The sequence below is a fragment of the Aeromicrobium sp. Root344 genome (assembly GCF_001425755.1).
In the GTDB taxonomy this organism is placed as follows: domain Bacteria; phylum Actinomycetota; class Actinomycetes; order Propionibacteriales; family Nocardioidaceae; genus Aeromicrobium.
Genome location: NZ_LMDH01000001.1, coordinates 2,051,544 through 2,072,971, shown reverse-complemented (window position 1 = coordinate 2,072,971; position 21,428 = coordinate 2,051,544). Strand labels below are relative to the sequence as shown.

General features: G+C 69.1%; 20 protein-coding genes. 8 read left to right on the top strand and 12 right to left on the bottom strand.

Going from position 1 to position 21,428, the window contains the following annotated elements; all coding sequences use genetic code 11:
* The first annotated feature begins 150 nt into the window (after nt 1-150).
* On the top strand, nt 151-2,016 hold the full coding sequence (typA, locus tag ASC61_RS10165; protein WP_056211528.1) for a translational GTPase TypA: 1,866 nt from the start codon (nt 151-153) through the stop codon (nt 2,014-2,016).
* A 23-nt stretch (nt 2,017-2,039) separates the two neighbouring features.
* Here typA and ASC61_RS10160 read toward each other — a convergent pair whose 3' ends face one another.
* The 4 genes from ASC61_RS10160 to ASC61_RS10145 all read right to left on the bottom strand — a co-directional run bounded on the left by ASC61_RS10160 (nt 2,040) and on the right by ASC61_RS10145 (nt 6,368).
* Nucleotides 2,040-2,888, bottom strand: coding sequence for a hypothetical protein (locus ASC61_RS10160; protein WP_056211526.1), 849 nt, complete (start codon nt 2,886-2,888; stop codon nt 2,040-2,042).
* Between the two features lie 362 nt (nt 2,889-3,250).
* Complete coding sequence (locus tag ASC61_RS10155) at nt 3,251-3,874, bottom strand: alpha-ketoglutarate-dependent dioxygenase AlkB (protein WP_056211524.1); 624 nt, start codon at nt 3,872-3,874, stop codon at nt 3,251-3,253.
* A gap of 32 nt (nt 3,875-3,906) precedes the next feature.
* Nucleotides 3,907-5,478, bottom strand: a complete 1,572-nt coding sequence (locus ASC61_RS10150; RefSeq protein ID WP_056211522.1) for an ABC transporter permease — start codon at nt 5,476-5,478, stop codon at nt 3,907-3,909.
* Nucleotides 5,475-6,368, bottom strand: a complete 894-nt coding sequence (locus ASC61_RS10145) for an ABC transporter ATP-binding protein (RefSeq protein WP_056211520.1) — start codon at nt 6,366-6,368, stop codon at nt 5,475-5,477. The genes ASC61_RS10150 and ASC61_RS10145 overlap by 4 nt, the downstream gene beginning before the upstream one ends.
* Nucleotides 6,369-6,440: 72 nt before the next feature.
* Here ASC61_RS10145 and ASC61_RS10140 point away from each other — a divergent pair, with 72 nt between their 5' ends.
* The gene (locus ASC61_RS10140) at nt 6,441-6,899 is read left to right on the top strand and encodes a GbsR/MarR family transcriptional regulator (RefSeq protein ID WP_082530582.1); all 459 of its coding nucleotides are present in this window, start codon (nt 6,441-6,443) and stop codon (nt 6,897-6,899) included.
* The gene (locus ASC61_RS10135; RefSeq protein WP_056211517.1) at nt 6,896-7,192 is read left to right on the top strand and encodes a hypothetical protein; all 297 of its coding nucleotides are present in this window, start codon (nt 6,896-6,898) and stop codon (nt 7,190-7,192) included. The genes ASC61_RS10140 and ASC61_RS10135 overlap by 4 nt, the downstream gene beginning before the upstream one ends.
* A 3-nt stretch (nt 7,193-7,195) precedes the next feature.
* On the opposite strand, the gene ASC61_RS20465 is transcribed toward ASC61_RS10135, so the two are convergent.
* From ASC61_RS20465 to ASC61_RS10115, 4 genes are all read right to left on the bottom strand, one after another.
* On the bottom strand, nt 7,196-7,441 hold the full coding sequence (locus ASC61_RS20465; RefSeq protein WP_442854218.1) for a DUF2516 family protein: 246 nt from the start codon (nt 7,439-7,441) through the stop codon (nt 7,196-7,198).
* 64 nt (nt 7,442-7,505) lie between these two features.
* The gene (locus ASC61_RS20260) at nt 7,506-8,033 is read right to left on the bottom strand and encodes a hypothetical protein (RefSeq protein ID WP_056211513.1); all 528 of its coding nucleotides are present in this window, start codon (nt 8,031-8,033) and stop codon (nt 7,506-7,508) included.
* Nucleotides 8,030-8,443: a helix-turn-helix domain-containing protein gene (locus tag ASC61_RS10120; protein WP_056211511.1), complete on the bottom strand. Its 414-nt coding sequence runs from the start codon at nt 8,441-8,443 to the stop codon at nt 8,030-8,032. Before ASC61_RS10120 ends, ASC61_RS20260 begins: the two co-directional genes overlap by 4 nt.
* A 76-nt stretch (nt 8,444-8,519) precedes the next feature.
* Complete coding sequence (locus tag ASC61_RS10115) at nt 8,520-9,449, bottom strand: asparaginase (RefSeq protein ID WP_235503532.1); 930 nt, start codon at nt 9,447-9,449, stop codon at nt 8,520-8,522.
* A 128-nt stretch (nt 9,450-9,577) separates the two neighbouring features.
* On the opposite strand from ASC61_RS10115, the gene ASC61_RS10110 reads away from it, so the two are divergent.
* The 4 genes from ASC61_RS10110 (at nt 9,578) to ASC61_RS10095 (ending at nt 14,959) form a co-directional block, all read left to right on the top strand.
* Nucleotides 9,578-11,023 (top strand): endonuclease/exonuclease/phosphatase family protein, encoded by a 1,446-nt coding sequence (locus tag ASC61_RS10110; RefSeq protein ID WP_056211507.1) that lies wholly within the window; start codon nt 9,578-9,580, stop codon nt 11,021-11,023.
* Between the two features lie 39 nt (nt 11,024-11,062).
* The gene (locus ASC61_RS10105) at nt 11,063-12,229 is read left to right on the top strand and encodes an endonuclease/exonuclease/phosphatase family protein (protein WP_056211506.1); all 1,167 of its coding nucleotides are present in this window, start codon (nt 11,063-11,065) and stop codon (nt 12,227-12,229) included.
* Nucleotides 12,230-12,424: 195 nt separating this feature from the next.
* Nucleotides 12,425-13,879, top strand: coding sequence for an endonuclease/exonuclease/phosphatase family protein (locus ASC61_RS10100; protein WP_056211504.1), 1,455 nt, complete (start codon nt 12,425-12,427; stop codon nt 13,877-13,879).
* 9 nt (nt 13,880-13,888) lie between these two features.
* Nucleotides 13,889-14,959, top strand: coding sequence for a mannose-1-phosphate guanylyltransferase (locus tag ASC61_RS10095; RefSeq protein WP_056211502.1), 1,071 nt, complete (start codon nt 13,889-13,891; stop codon nt 14,957-14,959).
* Here ASC61_RS10095 and manA read toward each other — a convergent pair.
* The 4 genes from manA to ASC61_RS10075 all read right to left on the bottom strand — a co-directional run bounded on the left by manA (nt 14,919) and on the right by ASC61_RS10075 (nt 19,889).
* Nucleotides 14,919-16,163, bottom strand: a complete 1,245-nt coding sequence (gene manA / locus ASC61_RS10090) for a mannose-6-phosphate isomerase, class I (protein ID WP_056211500.1) — start codon at nt 16,161-16,163, stop codon at nt 14,919-14,921. The genes ASC61_RS10095 and manA overlap by 41 nt on opposite strands.
* On the bottom strand, nt 16,163-17,986 hold the full coding sequence (locus ASC61_RS10085) for a DEAD/DEAH box helicase (RefSeq protein ID WP_082530579.1): 1,824 nt from the start codon (nt 17,984-17,986) through the stop codon (nt 16,163-16,165). Before ASC61_RS10085 ends, manA begins: the two co-directional genes overlap by 1 nt.
* 161 nt (nt 17,987-18,147) lie before the next feature.
* Complete coding sequence (locus ASC61_RS10080) at nt 18,148-19,635, bottom strand: sugar transferase (RefSeq protein ID WP_056211499.1); 1,488 nt, start codon at nt 19,633-19,635, stop codon at nt 18,148-18,150.
* A complete protein-coding gene (locus ASC61_RS10075; RefSeq protein WP_056211497.1) occupies nt 19,632-19,889 on the bottom strand; it encodes a hypothetical protein in 258 nt (85 codons plus the stop codon). The genes ASC61_RS10080 and ASC61_RS10075 overlap by 4 nt, the downstream gene beginning before the upstream one ends.
* Nucleotides 19,890-20,063: 174 nt before the next feature.
* Between ASC61_RS10075 and ASC61_RS10070 the strand changes: the two genes are divergently transcribed.
* Entirely contained in the window at nt 20,064-21,425 is a 1,362-nt protein-coding gene (locus tag ASC61_RS10070) for a polysaccharide biosynthesis tyrosine autokinase (RefSeq protein ID WP_056211495.1), read from the top strand.
* Nucleotides 21,426-21,428: the final 3 nt, after the last annotated feature.

Sequence of the window (21,428 nt, the reverse complement as noted above, 5' to 3'; positions counted from 1 at the left end):
TAACGCAAACGCAACCTTTGCTCAAATGAAGTGTTTGTGAACGATCAACGACCGGGCCGTGGCGACGATTCGTCTCCGGGAGGGCATCCCCCGTAGAATGGCAAGGCTCCGAGGTGCTCGAGCATTCCCCACGCATAGGACTTTTTTCGCATGCCCACACGCTCCGACCTGCGCAACGTCGCAATCGTCGCCCACGTCGACCACGGAAAGACCACGCTGGTCGACGCCATGCTGCAGCAGCAGGGCCACTACGACGAGCACCACCAGCTGGCCGAGCGCGCCATGGACTCCGGTGACCTCGAGCGCGAGAAGGGCATCACGATCCTCGCCAAGAACACCGCGGTCCGCTACAACGGTCCCGGTGCGCCCGACGGCGGCGTCACGATCAACATCATCGACACCCCCGGCCACGCCGACTTCGGTGGCGAGGTCGAGCGCGGCCTGTCCATGGTCGACGCCGTCATCCTGCTGGTCGACGCCTCCGAGGGCCCGCTCCCCCAGACTCGTTTCGTGCTCCGCAAGGCGCTCGCCGCGCACATGCCGGTCGTCCTGGTCGTCAACAAGGTCGACCGTCCCGACTCGCGCATCGCCGAGGTCGTCGACGAGACGTACGAGCTGTTCCTCGACCTGCTCGAGGACGGGGCCAGCGAGGACGCCCTCGACTTCCCCGTCGTCTACGCCTCCGCGCGCGCCGGCCGGGCCTCGCTCGAGCAACCGGCTGACGGCGGCATGCCCGACAGCGACAACCTCATCCCGCTGTTCCAGACGATCATGGACGCCGTGCCGGCGCCCGAGTACACCGAGGGCGCGCCGCTCCAGGCGCACGTCACCAACCTCGACGCCTCGCCGTTCCTCGGCCGCCTCGCGCTCGTCCGCGTCTTCGAGGGGACCCTCAAGAAGGGCGCCCAGGTCGCATGGATGAAGCACGACGGCACCACCGAGCGGGTCAAGATCACCGAGCTGCTCGTCACCAAGGAGCTCGAGCGCGTACCCGGTGAGAGCGCCGGCCCCGGCGACATCGTCGCCATCGCGGGCATCCCCGACATCACGATCGGCGAGACGCTGGCCGATCCGGAGAACCCCGTCGCGCTGCCGCTCATCACGGTCGACCAGCCGGCCATCTCGATGACGATCGGCACCAACACCTCACCGCTCGCCGGTCGCGAGAAGGGCACCAAGGTCACCGCCCGCCTCGTCAAGGACCGCCTCGACCGCGAGCTCATCGGCAACGTGTCGCTCAAGGTGCTCGACACCGAGCGGCCCGACGCCTGGGAGGTCCAGGGCCGTGGCGAGCTCGCCCTGGCGATCCTGGTCGAGCAGATGCGTCGTGAGGGCTACGAGCTCACGGTCGGCAAGCCGCAGGTCGTGACCCGCGAGGTCGACGGCAAGATCCACGAGCCGATGGAGCGCCTGACGATCGACGCCCCCGAGGAGTACCTCGGCGCGATCACCCAGCTGCTGGCGGTCCGCAAGGGCCGCATGGAGCAGATGATCAACCACGGCACCGGGTGGGTCCGCATGGAGTTCATCGTCCCGGCGCGTGGCCTGATCGGCTTCCGCACCGAGTTCCTCACCGACACCCGCGGCACCGGCATCGCGCACCAGACGTTCGAGAAGTACGAGCCGTGGGCCGGCGAGATCTCGACCCGCCCCTCGGGCTCGCTCGTGTCGGACCGCGCCGGGGCTGCGACGTCGTACGCCATGACCAACATCCAGGAGCGCGGCACGCTGTTCATCGAGCCGGCGACCGAGGTCTACGAGGGCATGATCGTCGGCGAGAACTCGCGCTCGGACGACATGGACATCAACATCGTTCGTGAGAAGAAGCAGACCAACGTACGCTCGAACGCCGACGAGTTCGAGAAGCTCGTGCCGCCGCGCAAGCTGTCGCTCGAGCAGTCGCTGGAGTTCTGCCGCGAGGACGAGTGCGTCGAGGTCACCCCGACCGCCGTGCGCATCCGCAAGATCATCCTCGACGCCACCGAGCGCAACCGCGCCAACCGCGGCAAGAAGTAGCCCCGACCCGCTGGGGCGGTGAGTTAGTCGCCCATCCTCAGACGTTGCGGTGACTTGGTCGCCCATCCGGGCTCCGGTTGGGCGACTGCGTCACCGCTCAAGGGGATCACGGCGAACAAGGCGTCCCATCGATCGGCGAAGACGGGCGGCGGGCCGTCGTACCCGAGCTCGACCATGCGCGCGTGAATGCGCTGGACCAACGTCTTAGGGCGGTCCAGCATCTCGTTGGTGACCTGGAGGTATTCGACGTCGTTGCGCCGGAACGCGGCATAGCGCGTGATGTCTCGGTTGAACTGGAGGATGCTTTCGGCGTGCTGCCGCCCCTCGTACTCCAGCACAAGCATGACGCAACGGATCAACAGGTCGACTATTCCGATACGTTCGCCGGCGACGATCAATGGCACGTTGACCTCGGGCCGCGGAAGCCCTGAGAAGACGACGAGCGCGCGCGTCTCGGACTCCTTGACGGACCGGGCGGCAGCATCCAGGTGCGGTAGAACTCGGCGCATCTGCCTGGCGCCAGGACGCCACGCATCCCTCAGTGCGAGCTCCGCCACCTCAAGTACCGTCATGTGACGGCGGTGCAGCAGCCAATCACCCACCTTGATGGCGTCGATCAGCCGGGCCCTTGCGCAGTACTGGATGAACGCGGCGGCCGGGCTGACTCCCACGTCGTCGAGTGGCGGCAGGACCTCCGTGCGATGGAGAAATACGTCATCCACCGCGAGGTGGAGGTCACCGCTGACCGTGAAGTGCACCGGCTTGACGTCCCCGATGTCGAGACCCAGAGCCTGAATGCGCGAGACATGGCTGAGTTGCGCACGCGTCGGCATGGCAAGCGCCGCAGCGGTGATCCAGTCACGGCGGCTCATCTCGTGATCGCGGTGCACCCAGACGCGCGGGAAGATCCTTTTCCAAGTCTTGCCGTTGAGCTTGTGGGGGCTGAGACCGAGCGCTAGGCCTTCGGATTGGAGAAATGGTCGATGGCGGAGATCGTCTGGCACGAACGGGCGGGGCGGCATTCCTTCAGCAGAGCGCCACCGCTCGCTGGGCACTACTCGCGGACGGTCACGTTGTGGACACTCAATCGGTCCTGCGTCCCTGTGGAGCGGTGACCTACTCGCGTATCCGCGATCGTTTGAGGCGACTACGTCACCGACGTCGCCGACGAAAGGCGACTAGATCACCGCTCCAGCCACGGTCGGGCGACCAGGTCACCGCTCGGAGGGTGGGGTCAGAGGACGTTGCGGGGGCGGAACTGGACGCTGATGCGGGGGCCGACGGGCTTGGCGGTCTTGAGGATCGCGTGCTCCCACGTGCGTTGGCACGATCCGCCCATCACGACGAGGTCGCCGTGGCCCAGCGAGAGGCCGATCTGCTGACCCCCGCCACGGGGACGCAGCGACAGCCGGCGGGCGGCACCGAGCGAGACGATCGCGACCATCGTGTTGTCGGTGCGGCCGCGGCCGATGCGGTCGCCGTGCCACGCCACGCTGTCGCGGCCGTCGCGGTAGTAGCAGAGCCCCGCCGTCACGAACCGCTCGCCGAGCTCGGACTGGTAGTGGTCGCCCAGCGCCTCCCGCGCCTCCACCAGCAGCGGGTCGGGCAGCGCCGCGTCGACGCCGTAGTGGCACAGCAGCCGCGGCACGTCGACCATGCGGTCGTACATCTCGCGGTTCTCCGCACGCCACGGCACCTCGGCCTGGAGGCGGAGGAACAGGTCGTCGGACCCCGTGACCCAGCCCGGCTGCACGTCGACCCACGCGCCCTGCGTCAGCACCGTGCGCCGCGGCGCGAGCGGTCCGAGACCCGTAGGCTGCCCCATGTCGAGCAGCGACCCTTGGAAGAACTCCTCCATCCCCACATCGTACGCCGGATCGAACACATGTTCTAGGCCGATACGACGTCGCGCCGCCGCAGCGCCACCATGCCAGCCGCAGCGGCAGCCACCGCGACGACGACCAGCACGGCCAATGGCCACGGCCGGAAGTCCTCCGCCGGCGTCTGCGCGAGGTGCCGGAGCGGCGACACGTCCATCAACCAGCCCGGCAGCTGCAGCACCTCGCCGAACATCATCACGACGAAGCAGAACCCGAGACCCAGCCAGCCGATGGCCGCCCACCGAGAACGGATCCCGTACGCCAGCCAGGCGACCGCGGCCAGGACCAGCACCGGCACGGCGTACGGCAGGGTCGCCCCGGTCAGCCGCAGCACCGCTGACCCATCGCCGGTGACCATGGCGAACCCCAACCCCATGCCGAGCCCCGCCGCGAGGACGACCACCAACGTGCCGACGACTGTCACGACGAGGTGCGCGGCCGCCCAGCGCCACCGCGGCAACGCCGTCGCGAGCAGGGGCTCGGCGAACCCGGCGGCCTCCTCGCCACGCAGCCGCTGCACCGAGGCGATCGCGAACCCGCCGCCGATCAGCGCGAGCATCACCGCCGCGGTCGCATAGAACGAGTCGACGATCGAGCCCCCGGCCGCGGTGAAGACGTCCTTCGAGAACTGCGAGTCCCCGATCAGGTCCGCCACGTCGTCGCCGATCGAGCCGTACGCGATGCCGCCCAGCAGCAGACCGACGGACCAGCCGACGACACTGCCGCGCTGCAGCCGCCACGCCAGGGCCGACGCAGATCCGAGCGACCCACGCGCAGGTCCCGGGCGCGCGGGCCACACCCCCGAGCCGATGTCCCGGCGATCGAACAACGCGACCGCACCGGAGCCGAGCAGCACAGCGGCGACGACCGGCAACACCAAGGGCCACCACTGCTCCTCGGCGTACGGACGCAGGTACTGTCCCCAGCCGATCGGCGACAGCCATGACAGCGCACCGTTGCCGACATCGCCGACGGCTCGCAGCGCATACGCCACACCGAGCACCGCGCCGGTGATCCCGTACGCCGCACGGGTGCTCTCGACGAGCTGCGCAGCGACCAGGGCGACCCCGCCGAACACCAGGCCGGTCAGGCCGGCAGCGAGCCCGAGCGCCAAGGAGCCGCCGGCCGGCAGACCGTACGAGATCAGGCTGAGCGCGATCAGCGTTCCCATGAGGACATCGGCGATCACGACGAGCAGGGCGGTCGCGGCCAGGGGCGCGTGCCGGCCGATCGCCGCAGCACGCACGAGCTCGTCGCGCCCCGTCTCCTCCTCGGCGCGGGTGTGCCGGCCGACGAGGAACATGCTCATCAGCGCTGCGACGATCGCGCCGAAGGCGGAGGCCTGCCACGCGACCTGGCCTCCCAACGTGTCGAGCGCACGAGCCGGTCCAGCCATCGCGATGAACGCCGCGTTGTCCGCCATGCCCGCCGCGGCCTTGTCGAGGTCGGCCTGTGTCGGATAGAGGCCGTCGGTGCTGACCGCCTGCGACCAGTAGAGAAGGACGTTGCCGGCGATCCACCAGAGCAGCATCAACCGGTCGCGGCGCAGGTGGAACCGCAGCACCGTCAGGGCACCGGTCACGAGGCGACCTCCTCGCCGTAGTGGCGCAGGAACAGCTCCTCGAGCGTGGGCGGCTGGCTGGTGAGCGTACGTACGCCGAAGCGGCCCAGCGCCTGCAGCGCCTCGCCGAGGTGGACCGTGTCCACCTCGAACGTCGCCCGCACCCCCTCGACGGCGAGGTCGTGCACGCCGGCCAGGCCGTCGAGCCCCGACGGGGCCTGCGACAGCTCGGCCGACACCGAGGTACGCGTGAGGTGCCGCAGGTCCGCGAGCGTGCCCGTCTCGACGGTGCGGCCGGCGCGGATGATGCTGACCCGGTCGCACAAGCGCTCGACCTCGGCGAGGATGTGGCTCGACAGCAACACTGAGCGGCCGCCGTCCTTGAACTCGTCGACGCAGTCGGTGAACACCGCCTCCATGAGAGGGTCCAGGCCGGACGTCGGCTCGTCGAGGATCAGCAGCTCGACGTCGCTCGCCAGTGCGGCGACGAGCGCGACCTTCTGCCGGTTGCCCTTGGAGTAGGTGCGCGCCTTCTTGGTCGGATCGAGCTCGAAGCGCTCGACGAGGCGGGCGCGGCGCTTCTCGTCGAGGCCCCCGCGCAGCCGGCCGAGCAGGTCGATGACCTCGCCGCCGGACAGGTTGGGCCAGAGGTTCACGTCGCCGGGCACGTAGGCGAGGCGCCGATGCAGCTCGGCGGCGTCATGCCACGGGTCCTGGCCGAACATCGTGACGATGCCCCCGTCGGCGCGCAGCAGACCCAGCAGCACACGGATCGTGGTCGACTTCCCCGCACCGTTGGGTCCGAGGAAGCCGTGCACCTCGCCACGCTCGACCTGGAGGTCGAGGCCGTCGAGGGCGGTGGTGTGGCCGAACCGCTTCACGAGCCCGGCGATGTCGATGACGGTGTCCATGAGGCCGACCGTACTCCTTTTCATAGATTTGTGAAATCCTTGAAAGTTGTGAATTCCGGTATGCTTCGTCACATGACCACCGGTCCCGCCAGCGAGTTCGTCGAGGGCTTCGCGCTCGAGCTCAACCAGTCCGGGATGCAACGCATGGCCGCTCGCGTGTTCGCCGCACTGCTCGTCGCGCCTGCGAACGGCTACACCGCCAAGGAGATCGGCGACGTCCTGGGGGTCAGCGCGGCCGCCGTCAGCGGAGCCACCGCCTACCTCACCCGCATGGGGCTGGCGGTACGCCAGAGGGTGGCGGGCGAGCGCGTCGACCGCTACAACGTGCTCGGCACGACGTGGGCCGAGGTGATGACCGCCGAGACCAGGACCATCACGAGCCTGGCCGCGCTGCTCGAGCAGGGCATGACGCGGGTCGATGCGGGCAGTGCCGCGCACGAACGCCTCGCCGCGACGCACGACTTCTTCACCTACATGGCCGTCGAGATGCCCAAGCTGGTCGACCGGTGGCACGAGTCGAGGACGTCATGACCGACACCGCGTGGGACCGGCTGCTGGACCTGCTCGACCACTTCGCCGCCAATCCCGAGCTGCCCCTGAGCCCCGACGTCGAGCGTACGTTCGCCGCACTCTGCACCCAGGCGATCGAGGACGGCTCGGTCGATCGCGAGCTGCATGTCGACGACACCGCCCGGTGGCTGACAGGGCTCGTCGTGGCCCACCGAGCCGTACGCGACACGCATCCGGACGTGCCGGCGGACGCCGATCTCGGCGTGCTCCGGGTCGTCGTCACGCGCTGGCTGCACCCCGCGCGACCGCGCTGAGCGTCAGCGAGAGTCCGAACCGCGCACCTGGGCGAGGTAGACCAGGGCCGCCACGGTGCCCACGAGGTTCAAGAGCTTGAGCGGGTCCCAGATCAGCACGTGCAGCAGCACGGCCAGGCCCAGGATGATGAGCCAGGTCTGCTTGGGCAGCGTCTCGATGTAGGTGAACTTGGCTGACGGTCGAGCCACACAGTCGACGAGGGCGAACCCCTTCGCGGCGAACAGCAGGATGGAGATGACGAACGTCAGGCCGTTCTGGATCNAAGCGGCGGGTCCCCATGTGGGGGACCCGCCGCTTGCCGGTGGTGCGAGATCAGGCCTTCTTGGCCGGAGCCTTCTTCGCGGGCGCCTTCTTGGCCGGAGCCTTCTTGGCGGCCGGAGCCTTCTTGGCCGGAGCCTTCTTGGCCGGAGCCTTCTTGGCCGGCTCAGGCGTCTTCTTGACGGTCGCGTCGACCTTCTCGGCAGCCTTGCGAGCCGTGGTCGGCGCCTTCGACGTCACCTTGGTGACCTGCGTCTTGGCGTCCGTCACGAGCTGCTCGGCACGCTTCTGCGCGTCGTCCGCGAAGCCCTTGGCCGTCTTGGTGACGTCCTCGACGCTGCTGTCGACGGTCTTCTTGATGTCGTCGACCTTGAGGCCCTTGGCCTTGGCGACGAGCTCCTCACCCTTCTTGGCGAGGTCGGCGTACGCGCTCGAGGCGGTGACGACGGCGGTCTGCGCGTAGCCCTGAGCCTGCTTCTGCAGGTCGGCGATGTCGACCTTCTTGAGCGTCTCGGGCAGAGCCTTGACGTCGTCGACGATGGACTTCACCTGGGCGTTGATGGTCTCGGTGATGGTGCTCATGTGGTTTCCTCCTGGTTGGCTTCGGTCACTGTTGCGGCCAGCTCGGTGTCCGACGCTTCGTCAGTGCCGACGAAGGAGCGATAGATATCGAGCAGCGCAGTCTTCTGACGCTCTGTGAGGCGGGGGTCGAGGGCGATGGCGTCCTCGACCATCCGCGCTCCGCTCTCGTCGGCATCGAGGATGCCGGCTCGAACGTAGAGCGACTCGGCGGAGATCCTGAGCGCCTTGGCGATCTGCTGCAGGACTTCTGCCGAAGGTCGGCGCAGACCTCTCTCGATCTGGCTGAGGTACGGATTGGAGACATCCGTGAGCTCGGCCAGCTGCCGGAGAGACATCTGTGCCTGACCCCGCTGCTCACGCAGGTAGTCGCCGAGTCCTTCGACGGTGCGCTGCATGCTCAACTTGGCCATGTCTCCATAGTGCTTGCAAAAGTTAGCAAATGCAAGCAGAACTGCTTGCGAGGTGAGTCACACACGCCGCCGCAGGTCAGAACGTGGTTCGAACCTCACCCACGGGCCTGCCGCCACCCAGGATCGTGGGCCGCTCGCGGAGCACCGGCGCGTCGAGGCCGGCGAGCTCGAGCGCCCGGCCCATCACGGCGTACAGCGGCCGCTCACCCCCGTCCTCGATCTTGAGCGCGTACGCCGAGCCGTCCGGCAGGCCCACGACGTAGACGCTCTCGGCGCCGGACTTGGCGACCAGCCCGGGGAACGCCAGCATCAGGTCGCGCTCGGGCCGGGTCGTGCCGCTGACGTACTCCGGGTGTGCGGTCATGGCCTCGACGAGTCGCGCCCCGAGGCTGCCGGTCGGGCTCTGCACGATGCGGCCGACAGCGCGGGCCAGCTGCTGGAGCGGCGTCGCGAGCAACGGCGCCCCGCAGCCGTCGACGCCGACGACCGCCGGCGGACCGTCCGTGAGCTCGGTGAACGTCTGCGTGATCTGCACCTGCAACGGGTGCTCGGGGTCGAGGTAGTCGTCGATCGTCCACTCGTTCGTCACGCAGGTCAGCAGCATCGCGGCGTGCTTGCCCGAGCAGTCCATGCAGATCGCGTCCCGCGTGCCACCGTTGCGGAGGTAGTCCGCGTGCACGTGCGGGTCCAAGGGGTACGACGGCGGGGTCTGCAGAGCCGACTCGCCGAGCCCGGCCAGTGCCAGGATCTCGCGCACGCCGTCGAGGTGGAACGGCTCACCCGAGTGGCTCGCCGACGCGAGCGCCAGCAACCGGCCGTCGAGCGGCAGCCCGGCGCGCAGCATGCCGAGCGCCTGGATCGGCTTGTTCGACGACCGGGGGAACACGACCGTGCCCGGGTCCCCGATCGACCAGATCACCTCGCCGGACGGGTCGACTCCGACCGCGACACCCCGATGACGGCTCTCCACGAGCCCTGAACGCACGACCTCGGCAAGGACTTCCACGTCGGCCACTCTAGGAGACCACGCGGAGCGCCGAGCGGCCGTGGTCCCGAATCCCGGCACGTTTTCACCTATTCTCGTAGGACTGGTCGGCTCAGCCGAGCCCCTTCCCCACCAGCGAGGTTGTCTTCATGCTCGTCCTGCTCCGCCGTACGTTGATGCTGCCGGTCGTGGCTGCACTCCTGTCGACGGCTCTCCTGTCACCCAGCTCCGCAGCCACTGCTCCGGGCCTGCCCACCGGCGCGAAGGTCACCCCCACGTGGTCGACCGCGACGATCACCTGGGGCGCGGCGCCCGGCGCGACCGAGTACGCCGTGTGCCTCAAGCGGGTCGCGGCGGACCCCTGCGTCCGGACGAGTCAGCGCACGACGGCGAGGACGCTGACATTCCGCAACCTCACGCCCGTGGCCGACACCGACTACTACTACGTGATCTACAGCTACCACGGGACCGCGCGGTCGGCGACGACTCCTCAGGGCTTCGACCTCCCGCCGCTCGTCGTCGGCCCGATCGGGTCGATCTCGGCCGTACGCAACGGGGACACCTCGATCAAGGTGCGCTGGAGCGCGGCGACCGACGCCAAGGCGTACGAGCTGCAGCTCGCGACCGACTTCGCGATGCAGCACCAGCTCCCGCACCGCATCGTCGACCGGACCAATGCGGCACCCGGCGGGCTCACGCTCGGCACCCGCTACTACTACCGCGTGCGCGGCACCAACAACGGCGTCAACGGCCGGTTCACCTCGGTCAAGAGCATCCGGGTGCCGTCGCTGCCCGCCCACATCTCCGTCCTGACCTACAACCTGTGCGGCCAGGACAAGTGCGTGACGAAGGCCAACGGCATGAAGCGCTGGACGACCCGCAAGGCGTACGCGGGACGCATCGCGCGAGGCACCCACGCCGACATCATCGCGACCCAGGAGTCGCACGACGAGGACACCCGGTTCGGCACCGAGCTGCCGGGATTCTCCCTGGCGGCCTACAAGAGCGCCAAGTCGCTGTTCTACAAGACCTCCAAGTACGACAAGGTGCGCTCGGGCACGATCACCCTCAGCAGCACCTACAAGAAGTACGCGGTCTGGGCCCAGCTGCGCGACGAGGCGACCGGCAACGACTTCATCGTCGTCGACGCGCACCTCCAGCCCTACAAGGGCAAGGCCAACGACGATCTCCGCTCGGCGCAGACCAAGGTGCTGCTGAGCAAGGTGGCGGCGATCAACCCCGACAAGCTGCTCGTCGTCTACGCGGGCGACTTCAACTCCAACAAGAGCAATGCCGACCAGGACCGTTTCCCGGGCGGCTACGACGCACCCCTCAAGGTCTTCACCGCCGCCGGCGTCCCCGACACGTTCGTCGAGGCCACCGCACCGGTCGGTGCGTCGTGGAACAGCGCCAACCAGGCGACCAACCCCCCGCTCCGGTACGGCGACCACGTCGACCACATCTTCGCCGACGCACCGGTCATCGTCGACGACTGGCGCGTCATCGTCTCCCTCGACGACCGGCGTTGGTACGCCACGCCGTTCGCCACGGATCACAACCCCGTCCGCGCGAAGCTGACGATCCCCGGACGCTGATCGCGAGACGGATGGTCCTGCGGCGATCTACGATGCGACATGCGTTCTGCTCTCGGGGGTCTCGCGGCCGCTCTCCTGCTCCTCGTCGCCGCTCAGCCGGCGACGGCATCGACGACGCCGGCTCAGGTGGGTCTGGTGTCGTTCACCCGCGCGTCGCTCAGCGGTGACTCCGCGACCCTGACGCTCGACTGGGGCGACACGGCGCGTGCCCGGTCCTACCAGATCTTCATGTCCCGCTCGTACTCCATGTCGAGCCCCAAGGTGCTGTCGTCGACGAGCAGCACCCGTACCGTCACCGGCCTCGTGCGTGGGGTCAGCTACTTCTTCCAGGTGCGAGCCGTCAACGGTGGCGCGGTCGGCTCGAAGTCCAGCCGCGTGGGCCACACGACGATCCGCTCACAGGGGGCGGGTGGCGGATCGACGTACCGTGTCATGACCTACAACCTCTGCTCGGAGAAGTGCTCGGGCTGGGCGACGACCCGCAAGGCGCCGGCGCTGGCCCGCATCGCGGCGTTCAAGCCCGACGTCGTCGCGCTCCAGGAGGCAGGCAGGCTGGCGTTGAGCCCGCCGACCGGGTACGGACAGGCGGCCTACAAGAGCGCCAAGATGTTGTGGTTCAACGGCAACCGCTTCAAGGTCGCGATGACGACCTGCCCTGCCGGCGACGCCTCCTGCATGCCGGCACTGCGCTCCGGGTGGATCGCCCTCGGCGGCACCCGGTACGCGGTGTGGGCCGAGCTGGTCGATCTCGACACCGAGAAGAGCACGGTCTTCGTCAGCGTCCACACGACGCCGGGCAAGAGCGACGAGGCTGCGCTGCTGCGCCGCGACGAGACCCTGGTGCTCGTGCGGGCGCTCGCGAAGCTCAACCCCGAGCAGCGTCCCGTCGTCTACGCCGGCGACTTCAACTCGCACAAGAACCGCAGCAACGACTACCTGGCCGGTGTCTTCCACAGCAGGGGCTACTACGACGCGTTCGACCTCGCGATGTCGTTGCGCCGGCAGCACCACAACAGCTACAACGACTTCTCGGTCCGTCCCGTCATCAGCTACAAGTGGGGCGACCACGTCGACCACGTGTGGGTCCGGCCCGGTGACGGCAAGGTGCTCTCGTGGCAGAACGGCGCCTCGATCGTCGACGGCCGCATGGTGACCCCGATCCCCTCCGACCACAGCCCGGTTGTGGTGGACGTCAGGCTCAACTGATCCAAGGAGCCCGAGGCACGCCCGCCGCCCACCCCGTAGAATTCAGCCACCTGCACACCCTCGTACGTCCTGGAGCCTCCCGTCGTCACCCGAAGAAAGATCGCCCCGCGTCGGCGTGCCGACCCACCGCCCGGGCGATCCCTCCGCACCGGGCGCGTCGCCGGCCGCCGCAGGCGACGCGATCCTCGCCGCCTGGTGATCGGCCTGCTCGCCGTGCTCGTGGTGGGCGGCCTCGCGGCCGGTCTCGTGATCACCGTCGCGAAGCCCGACCCGCTGGACGCGCCGACCAAGCTGACCGCGACGCCCTTGTCGCCCACCAGCGTCAAGCTCGCGTGGCAGGGCTCTGACGACGTCGACTCCTACGTCGTCAAGGTCGGCGGCGACCGGGCGCTGACGAAGGCCCGTACGACCAAGGTCCCGGCCAAGGGCACGAGCGTGACGCTGGCCGATCTCGGCGCCGCGACGCCCGGCGTCGACCAGTTCTACCGCATCGACGCGATCCGCGACGGCAAGGTCAGGTCGTCCCGCACCGCCCGGTTCACCCTCAAGCCGGCGGCGATCGCCGGCCTCCGGATCAAGCAGACCACCGCCGACGGCGTGCGCGCGACGTGGAAGAAGGTCGCCAACGCCCGGCAGTTCGACGTCACGATCGCCCGCGACAAGGCGTTCACCAAGAAGGTCGTCGCGGTCCGCACGCTGCGCGGCGCCAACTCGTTCGTGAGCCGGGGACTCGCCGCCGGCACGACCTACTGGTTCCGCGTACGTCCGGTCAACGGCGACCAGGTCGGTGCGCTCGCCAAGCCGGTCTCGTTCCGCACGATGCCGCGGCAGACGTCGTTCAAGGTCGGCACGTGGAACGTGTGCTCGGAGAAGTGCTCCGGCTACGCCGGACGAGCCCGCATCGGCGCGGCGTTCTTCAACGCCAACAAGATCGACATCTTCGGCCTGCAGGAGTCCGGCGGCCAGCGGGTCGGCGCGACCACCAAGGCGATCTGGAGCGGCGGCACGCAGAAGTTCGTGCGCGCGACCGGTGGCGCCGAGGCCCGCTACATCTTCTACCGGCCCAAGCTGTTCACACAGCTCAGCGGCAGCTACTTCGCGATCGGCGACGGCCGCCACACGACGTGGGCCAAGTTCCGGGTCAAGGCGACCGGCCGCATCTTCTACTACGTCGACATCCACCTCGACAACGGCAAGGGCAACGACTCGCACCGGTCCCGGGAGATGAACGTCCTCCTGGCCCGCATGGCCAGCATCAACGACAAGGGCCTGCCGATGATCTACGCCGGCGACTTCAACTCCGGCAAGCACCGCGGCGCCGACTCCCCCGGCGTCAAGATGCGCGCGGCCGGCATGACGGACAGCGTCGACCTCGTGAAGAACCCGATCAACGCGGAGTTCAACACCAGCTATCCCGACGGCGGGACACCGCGTTCGGGCGCCCACGTCGACCACATCTTCGTCTCCAAGCAGTTCACGGTGCTGGGCTGGAAGCAGCTCGTACGCCTGTCCGGCGGCAGCTACGCCCGCCCGGCGGTCTCCGACCACAACGCGCTCACGGCGGTCGTCGCCCTGGATGCCGAGGCCCACCCTCTCGGCGAGCCGACGGCGACGACGACCGTCGGCGGCCTCAACACCCCCGGACCATAGGATGAGCCGGTGAGCCTCGCCCATCTCCATGCCGTGATCCCCGCGGGCGGCGCAGGCACCCGCCTCTGGCCGTTGTCGCGCGCGTCCCGGCCCAAGTTCCTCCTCGACCTCGACGGCTCGGGACGTTCGCTGATCCAGCAGACCTGGGACCGTCTCGTCGACCTGATCCCGCCCGAGCGCATCCATGTCGTCACCGGTGCCGCGCACGCCGACGCGATCCGGGCGCAGCTGCCCGACCTGACGAACCTCCTGGTCGAGCCGTCACCCCGCGACTCGATGCCGGCCATCGGCCTCGCCGCGGCGATCATCGGCACGACCGACCCCGACGCGATCATCGGCTCGTTCGCCGCCGATCACGTGATCGACGACCAGGTGTCGTTCGCCGAGGCGATCGGCCAGGCCGTGGCCGTGGCAGCGAGCGGGCTCATCACGACGATCGGCATCACGCCGGTGGGTCCCTCGACGGCGTTCGGCTACATCGAGTCCGGCGAGCACCTCACGATCGACGACGCCGGATCGGCGCGCGCCGTGACGCGATTCGTCGAGAAGCCCGACGCGACGACCGCGGCCGCGTACGTCGCGAGAGGCGTGCACAGCTGGAACGGCGGCATGTTCGTGACCCGCACGGACGTCCTCCTCGGGCACCTCGCTCGCCTGCAGCCCCGGCTCCACGACGGACTCGCGACGATCGCGACCGCATGGGCCACCGACGATCGTCAGCAGGTGCTCGACGAGGTCTGGCCGACGCTGACCAAGATCGCGATCGATCACGCGATCGCCGAGCCGGTGTCACTCGAGGGCGGCATGGCGGTCGTGCCCGGGGCGTTCGACTGGAACGACGTGGGCGACTACGCAGCGCTCCAGGACGTGGGCGGGGTCTCGTCGTCCGACACCGTGTGGGTCGACGCCGACGGCCTGGCGATCGCCGACGACGGCACCACGATCGCCGTGGTCGGGCTGCGCGACGTCGTCGTGGTGCGTACGTCCGACGCGCTGCTCGTCACGACCCGCGCGCACGCGCAGCAGGTCAAGGACGTCGTCAGCCAGCTGAAGGACCGCGGCCGCGCTGACGTCGTCTGAGCTCGCGCTCGGTGAACGGCGGGACCAGGTCGATGAGCTCGCCGGCGACCGTCTCGTGAGTCGGCATGTAGGCCTGGGCGACCTCGCCCGTGCCGACGACGTGGATCTCGCCGTCGTCCGGCCCGGCATACACCGAGTCGCCACGGCTGAGCTTGAGCCGCTCGCCTGCGCTGTTGACCAGCTCGACCTCGCCGCCGGTGCACACCACGATGCGTTGGCCCGCGGACGGCAGCAGCGTGCCCCCGGGCTCGGCGCGTGAGCACTGGCTCACCGCCAGCGCGAACTCGCGTACGTCCGGGCTGAACACGTCGGTGGAGAAGCCGAACGGCTCCGGCGTCACGCGCGCCAGCCGCGACATGCCCCGGTCGAGGCACTTGACGAGCCCCTCGGGGTCGAGCGCCTTGCTCGTGAGTCCGGCGCGCAGCACGTTGTCGGAGGCCGCCATGACCTCGAGGCACATGCCGCGCAGGTGTGCGTGGATGATGCCGGTGCCGAGGAAGGCCGCCTCGCCGGGCTGCAAGGTCAGCCGGTTGAGCGTGAGCGAGATGACCACGCCGACGTCGTCGGGGTAGTGGTCCGCGATCTCCACGGCCGTGATGTAGGCCCGCTTGACGTCGATGCCCTGGTCGACGAGCTCGCGGCAGCACACCACGACCTGCTCGATCTCGGCCGCGGAGATCTCCTCGGTCAGCAGGCGCTCGATGAGCCGGACGATGCCGCGGAAGCCAGGAGCCGCGTGCAGGTCCTCCGCGAGGCTCTTCGCCAGCGGGGTGTCGATGCCGTTGAGGACGCGCAGGATCTCCGCCGTGGGCCGGAACCCGACGAGCGTGTCGAACGTCGTCAGCGCGTAGGCCATCTCGGGCTTGTGGTGCGGATCCTTGTAGGTGCGGTGCGGCGCGTCGAGCGGGACTCCGGCGGTCTCCTCGGCGTCGAACCCGGCCCGGGCCATGGCCTCGTTGGGATGCACCTGGAGCGACAGCGGGCGGTCGGCGGCGAGGATCTTGAACATGAACGGCAGCTCGCCGGCGACTTCAGCCAGCGACATCGTGCGATCGGGGCCTTCGACGGTCGACGATCCCAGCGGGTGCGTGCCCATCCAGATCTCGGCGAGCGGCACGTCGCCCGGCTCGCCACCGATGAACTGCGGGATGTCGGTGCGGGAGCCCCAGTCGTACGCCCTGGACGCGTTGTCGAGCCGGTGCATCACTTGTGCCGCGGCTTGCGCGTCGGGCCACCGTCCGTCTTGCCCGAAGGCTGGCTCGAGGCCTTTTTGTAGGGCTTCTTGCTGTCGGGCGCCTTCGACGGATAGGCCCGGTTCTCGTGGCTCTTCTTGTACGGCTTGCGGTCCTCGCGGGTGCGCCGGATCGGCGGGCCGGAGTCGGGCTGCAGGTCGATCAGCTTGCCCGAGATGCGGGTGTTGGCGAGCGCCTCGAACACCGCGGGCGGCAGGTCGGCCGGGAGCTCGACGAGCGAGTGGTCCTGGCCGATCGTGATCTTGCCGAAGTCGGAGCGCTTGAGGCTGCCCTCGTTGGCCAGGGCACCGACGATCGCCGACGGACCGATCTTGTGCCGTTTGCCCACCGCGACGCGGTAGACGGCGGCGCCCTCGGCGGGCAGCCGGTCGGACCGGCCGAAGCCTGCAGGCTTCTCGCGGGGCTCGAAGTCACGGGCCCGCGGCGGCGCCTTGGGCGGGTCGGGACGCAGGAAGAACTCCTTGTCCGACTGGCTCATGACCGCCAGTGCCGCAGCGACATCCGTCATCGAGACGTCGTTCTCGCTGGCGTACTCCTCGACCAGCGACCGGAACGCGTGGAACGACGGCGAGCCCATGCTCGACGTGATGGCCTGCGCGAACCGGCCGGCTCGTCGCTCGTTGACCTCTTCGGCCGTCGGGACCGACATCTCCTCGACCGGGCGGCCGGAGACCTTCTCGATCGCCGACAGCATCCGGCGCTCACGCGGGGTGACGAACAAGATCGCCTCGCCGGTGCGGCCGGCCCGGCCCGTGCGACCGATGCGGTGGACGTAGGCCTCGGTGTCGTGCGGGATGTCGTAGTTGACGACGTGGGTGATGCGGTCGACGTCGAGGCCTCTGGCGGCGACGTCGGTCGCGACGATCAGGTCGATCGCGCCGGACTTGAGCTGGGCGACGGTGCGCTCGCGCTGCGCCTGGACGAGGTCGCCATTGAGCGCAGCGGCCGCGTAGCCGCGTCCGCGCAGCTTGTCGGCGAGCTCCTCGGTCGCGGACTTCGTGCGGACGAAGACCAGCATGCCGTCGCCGGTCTCGACCTCGAGGAGGCGAGTCAGGGCGTCGAGCTTGTGGTGGTGCGAGACCTGGATCCAGCGCTGGCGGACCGTTGCGGTCGAGGTCGTGGCTTTGGGCGTCGCGATGTCGACCGGGTCGTGGAGGTACTTCTTGGCGAGCGAGCGGATCTGCTTGGGCATCGTCGCCGAGAACAGCGCGACCTGCTTGTACTCGGGGGTGTCCGCGAGGATGCGCTCGACGTCCTCGGCGAAGCCCATGTTGAGCATCTCGTCGGCCTCGTCGAGCACGAGGTACTCCAGCGACGTCAGGTCGAGGCTGCCGCGCTCGAGGTGGTCGATGACCCGGCCGGGCGTGCCGACGACGATGTGCGCACCCTTCTGCAGGCCCGACAGCTGGAAGCCGTAGCCCTGGCCGCCGTAGACCGGCAGCACCCGGATGCCGGGGATGTTCGTCGCGTACGCCGTGATGGCCTCGCAGACCTGCAGCGCCAGCTCACGGGTCGGCGCCAGGACGATCGCCTGGGTCTTGGCGTTGGACGGGTCGATCTTCTGCAGGATCGGCAGCGCGAAGGCCGCGGTCTTGCCGGTGCCGGTCTGGGCCAGGCCGACGACGTCCTTGCCCTCGAGCAGCGTCGGGATCGCGCGGGCCTGGATCGGGGTCGGCGTCTCGTAGCCGAGCGCGGCGAGCCGGTCGACGAGGGTGTCGACGAGGCCGAGGTCGGCGAACGTCGGCGACACGGGCGGTGTTTCGGTGGTGGTCATGGGTGCTCCTGGATAGGTGGCGCGGGACCGGATCGGTCAAGTCCCGTGCAACCCACCGGCAGCCACATGCGTGCCGGGGTCGTGTGAGAACGTACGCGCCCAGGCTCCACGGTATCGGTCGGCGATGCGTTCGGTGAAACTCACGAGGCGTGTGATGCGACTCAGTAGGCCCCGGCCGACGACACGACAGCCCGGAACGTCTTCCACAGGATCAACATGTCGCCGACCAGGGACCAGTTCTCGACGTAGTAGAGGTCAAGCCGCATGGTCTCCTCCCAGTCGAGGTCCGACCGGCCGGAGATCTGCCACGGCCCGGTCATCCCGGGGCGTACGAGCAGGCGCCGGCGCGCCTCGGCGGCGTAGCCGGAGACCTCCGAGACAAGCGGTGGACGGGGGCCGACGAGACTCATGTCGCCCTTGAGGACGTTGAGCAGCTGCGGCAGCTCGTCGAGCGAGTAGCGGCGGATGAAGCGGCCCACCCGGGTGACCCGCGGGTCGTCGCGCATCTTGAACATCACGACGTTGCCGGTGTCGGGCTGCAGGTCGGACAGCATCTCGTCGGCACCCTCGACCATGCTGCGGAACTTGATCATGCCGAACGTCTTGCCGTCGCGCCCGACGCGTTCCTGGACGAAGAAGACGCCGCCCGGGCCCGACAGCTTGATCGCAATCGCCAGCGCCACCATGACGGGCGAGAACAGCAGCAGCAGGCCGAGTCCACCGAACCGGTCCAGCAGGTCCTTGGCCCAACGCTGGGCGCCGCGGTAGGCCGGCTGCTCGACGTGCAGGAGCGGCAGCCCGGCGACGGGGCGGATGTGGACGCGCGGCCCGGCGATGTTGGCCAGCGACGGGGCGACGATGATCTCGATGTCGTAGCCCTCGAGGTCCCAGCCCAGCCGGCGCACCATCTCGGGGTGCATCGCGTCGGACGAGGTGATGATGACGGCATTGGTGCCCGCGGCGATGACCTTGGCCGTCAGGTCGTCGACCCCGCCGAGGACGGGCACACCGGCGATGTGGCTGGGCGGGTCCTGGCTGGTGATGCAGGCGCTCGACAGCCGGTAGCCGAACGCCGCGTTGCGGTGGATGACCGCGGCGAGGTGCTCGACGGCATCGACCGATCCCACGACGATCGCGTCGTGGATCATCCGGCCCTGCTGCCGCTTGACCAGCAGCCACTGACGCCAAGACCAACGGCTCAGCGTCAGGAGCAACAGGCCGAACGGCAGGACCACGACGACGTAGGTGCCGGGGATCTGGAACTGCAGGATGTAGCCGATGAACGCGATGAACGCGAAGACCACGAGGGTGGAGTTGAAGACCCGCTTGTACTCCTCAGGGCCGGCCCCGAAGACCCGGAGGTCCCGGGTGCCGGCGACCGTCAGGACGACGTACCAGAGCGCCAGCATCGCGATCGTGAAGCAGATGGGATAGGCGCTGTAGGGGTCGCCGTTGGGGTGGTCGAGGTTCTCGGCCCACACGACGTGCGCCGTGCCGAACGCCCACGCCAGGACCACGAGGTCGGATCCGAGCAGGATGCGGCCGTAGCGGCGCTCCCAATCGGCCCCCCGATGGTCGACCGACGACTCCACTTCCGCTCCCGTTCCGCCGAGTGTCTGCTCGGCGACAGGATCGATCCGGAGGCTCACGCTCGGGTCGGACGCCGAACCATGCGTCGGCCCAGTGCGACCGTCAACATGAGTGCTCCGATCAGGAGGGCCGTCAACATGACGCTCCCGGCACCGAGCACGACATCACGGTAGCCGCCTTCGGCGTCACGGGCAGAGGCCAGGGGGCCCGCGCCGGACCTGAGGACGACGAACAGCACTGGAACGAGTGCGACGAACGCGGTGAACGCGAACGCCAGCAACACTCGACGCATGCTGATCGGCGTGTAGTCCATGGCCCTCGGGTTTCATGAAAATGGCGCCTGGCGTACGGCGCCTGTCTCTCTCAAAACGATTCTGCGCCACTCGGGTTACGTATGTGACCGTTTCTCAAATATCGATGAACCAGCAAAAGGCGACCGGGTGTCGTAATCTTCCGGTCAACGCCTCGGGTCCACAAGGAGCAATCGGTGAGTCAACGCCCTCTCGTCAAGCCGCTGGTCCGGCGGTGGCCGACCCTCATCCTGATGACGCTGGTGGGCGTCGGCCTGGCCGTCCTCTACCTCAGCCTCGCGACGCCGCGCTACAGCGCCCACGCCGACGTGCTGGTCTCCCCGCCGTTGGCCCGCAGCACGGACACGGTCTCGGAGCGGACCGTCGAGTCGTACGCCCACGTGCTCGGTGGACGCAGCATCGCCGCGCGGGTCGTCGAGGACCTCGGGGTCTCGGACAGCACCGGTTCGGTCGACCGGCACCTCCGTGCCAGGGTGCTGCACGACACCTCGGTGCTCCGGGTGACCGCCGACGACGAGAGCCGGCAGCGCGCCGCAGACCTGAGTCAGTCCGCGGCCGAGGCGTTCGTCGCCTGGCTCGGCGATCAGGACACCCAGCTCACCGCGTCGGTCGTCGAGGACGCCACGCCGGCCGCCAACCCGTCGAGCCCGCCACGCGTGCCGTGGCTGGTTCTCGGCGGCCTCCTGGGCCTGCTGGCCGGCCTCATGATCGCCGCAGCGCGCAATGCCGCGGACCGCAGCATCCACAGCCCCGCGGAGCTCGAGGAGGCCTCGGGCGCGCCGGTGCTCGGCGCCATCGCGTACGACCGAGCCGCGGTCCAGACTCCGCTCATCACGTCGCTCGGCACGCACCACCCGCGCTTCGAGGCCGTACGCATCCTGCGCACCAACCTGCAGTTCCTCGACATCGACCGCGACAACAAGGTCATCACGATCACCAGCTCGTTGGCCGGCGAGGGCAAGTCGACCACGGCCTGCAACCTGGCGATCGCCCTGGCACAGGCCGGGTCCCAGGTGGCACTCGTCGAGGGTGACCTGCGGCGTCCGCGGGTCAGCGAGTACCTCGGCATCGAGAAGTCCGTCGGACTCACGACCGTGCTGGTCGGCCGCGTGGCGCTTGACGCGGCGCTCCAGCAGGCGGCGACGCCGGGACTCGACGTGCTGGCGAGCGGCGCACTCCCGCCCAACCCGTCGGAGATCCTGCAGACCAACGCGATGCGGGCGCTCGTCTCGGAGCTGCGGCACCGCTACGACGTCGTGCTGATCGATGCTCCTCCGTTGCTGCCGGTCACCGACGCCTCGCTGCTGGCGTCGATCTCGGACGGCGCGATCCTCGTCGTCAAGCACGGCGAGACGGGGCTCGACGAGGTGCGCACCGCGACCGAGCGCCTCCACTCGGTCGGCGCCCGCCTGCTCGGCACCGTGCTCAGCATGTCTCCGGTCAAGGAGCTGTCGCGCTACGGCTACGGCTATGGGTACGGCTACGGCCCCGAGTACTTCGAGCAGACCACCAGGGGCCGCAAGCGCCGCAGCCACTAGCTG

What these genes read in the sequence shown, in the direction of transcription:
- typA (WP_056211528.1), top strand. Translation starts at nt 151, where the DNA reads ATGCCCACACGCTCCGACCTGCGCAACGTCGCAATCGTCGCCCACGTC.
- ASC61_RS10160 (WP_056211526.1), bottom strand. Translation starts at nt 2,888, where the DNA reads ATGAGCCGCCGTGACTGGATCACCGCTGCGGCGCTTGCCATGCCGACG.
- ASC61_RS10155 (WP_056211524.1), bottom strand. Translation starts at nt 3,874, where the DNA reads ATGGAGGAGTTCTTCCAAGGGTCGCTGCTCGACATGGGGCAGCCTACG.
- ASC61_RS10145 (WP_056211520.1), bottom strand. Translation starts at nt 6,368, where the DNA reads ATGGACACCGTCATCGACATCGCCGGGCTCGTGAAGCGGTTCGGCCAC.
- ASC61_RS10140 (WP_082530582.1), top strand. Translation starts at nt 6,441, where the DNA reads ATGACCACCGGTCCCGCCAGCGAGTTCGTCGAGGGCTTCGCGCTCGAG.
- ASC61_RS10135 (WP_056211517.1), top strand. Translation starts at nt 6,896, where the DNA reads ATGACCGACACCGCGTGGGACCGGCTGCTGGACCTGCTCGACCACTTC.
- ASC61_RS20260 (WP_056211513.1), bottom strand. Translation starts at nt 8,033, where the DNA reads ATGAGCACCATCACCGAGACCATCAACGCCCAGGTGAAGTCCATCGTC.
- ASC61_RS10120 (WP_056211511.1), bottom strand. Translation starts at nt 8,443, where the DNA reads ATGGCCAAGTTGAGCATGCAGCGCACCGTCGAAGGACTCGGCGACTAC.
- ASC61_RS10110 (WP_056211507.1), top strand. Translation starts at nt 9,578, where the DNA reads ATGCTCGTCCTGCTCCGCCGTACGTTGATGCTGCCGGTCGTGGCTGCA.
- ASC61_RS10105 (WP_056211506.1), top strand. Translation starts at nt 11,063, where the DNA reads ATGCGTTCTGCTCTCGGGGGTCTCGCGGCCGCTCTCCTGCTCCTCGTC.
- manA (WP_056211500.1), bottom strand. Translation starts at nt 16,163, where the DNA reads ATGCACCGGCTCGACAACGCGTCCAGGGCGTACGACTGGGGCTCCCGC.
- ASC61_RS10085 (WP_082530579.1), bottom strand. Translation starts at nt 17,986, where the DNA reads ATGACCACCACCGAAACACCGCCCGTGTCGCCGACGTTCGCCGACCTC.
- ASC61_RS10075 (WP_056211497.1), bottom strand. Translation starts at nt 19,889, where the DNA reads ATGGACTACACGCCGATCAGCATGCGTCGAGTGTTGCTGGCGTTCGCG.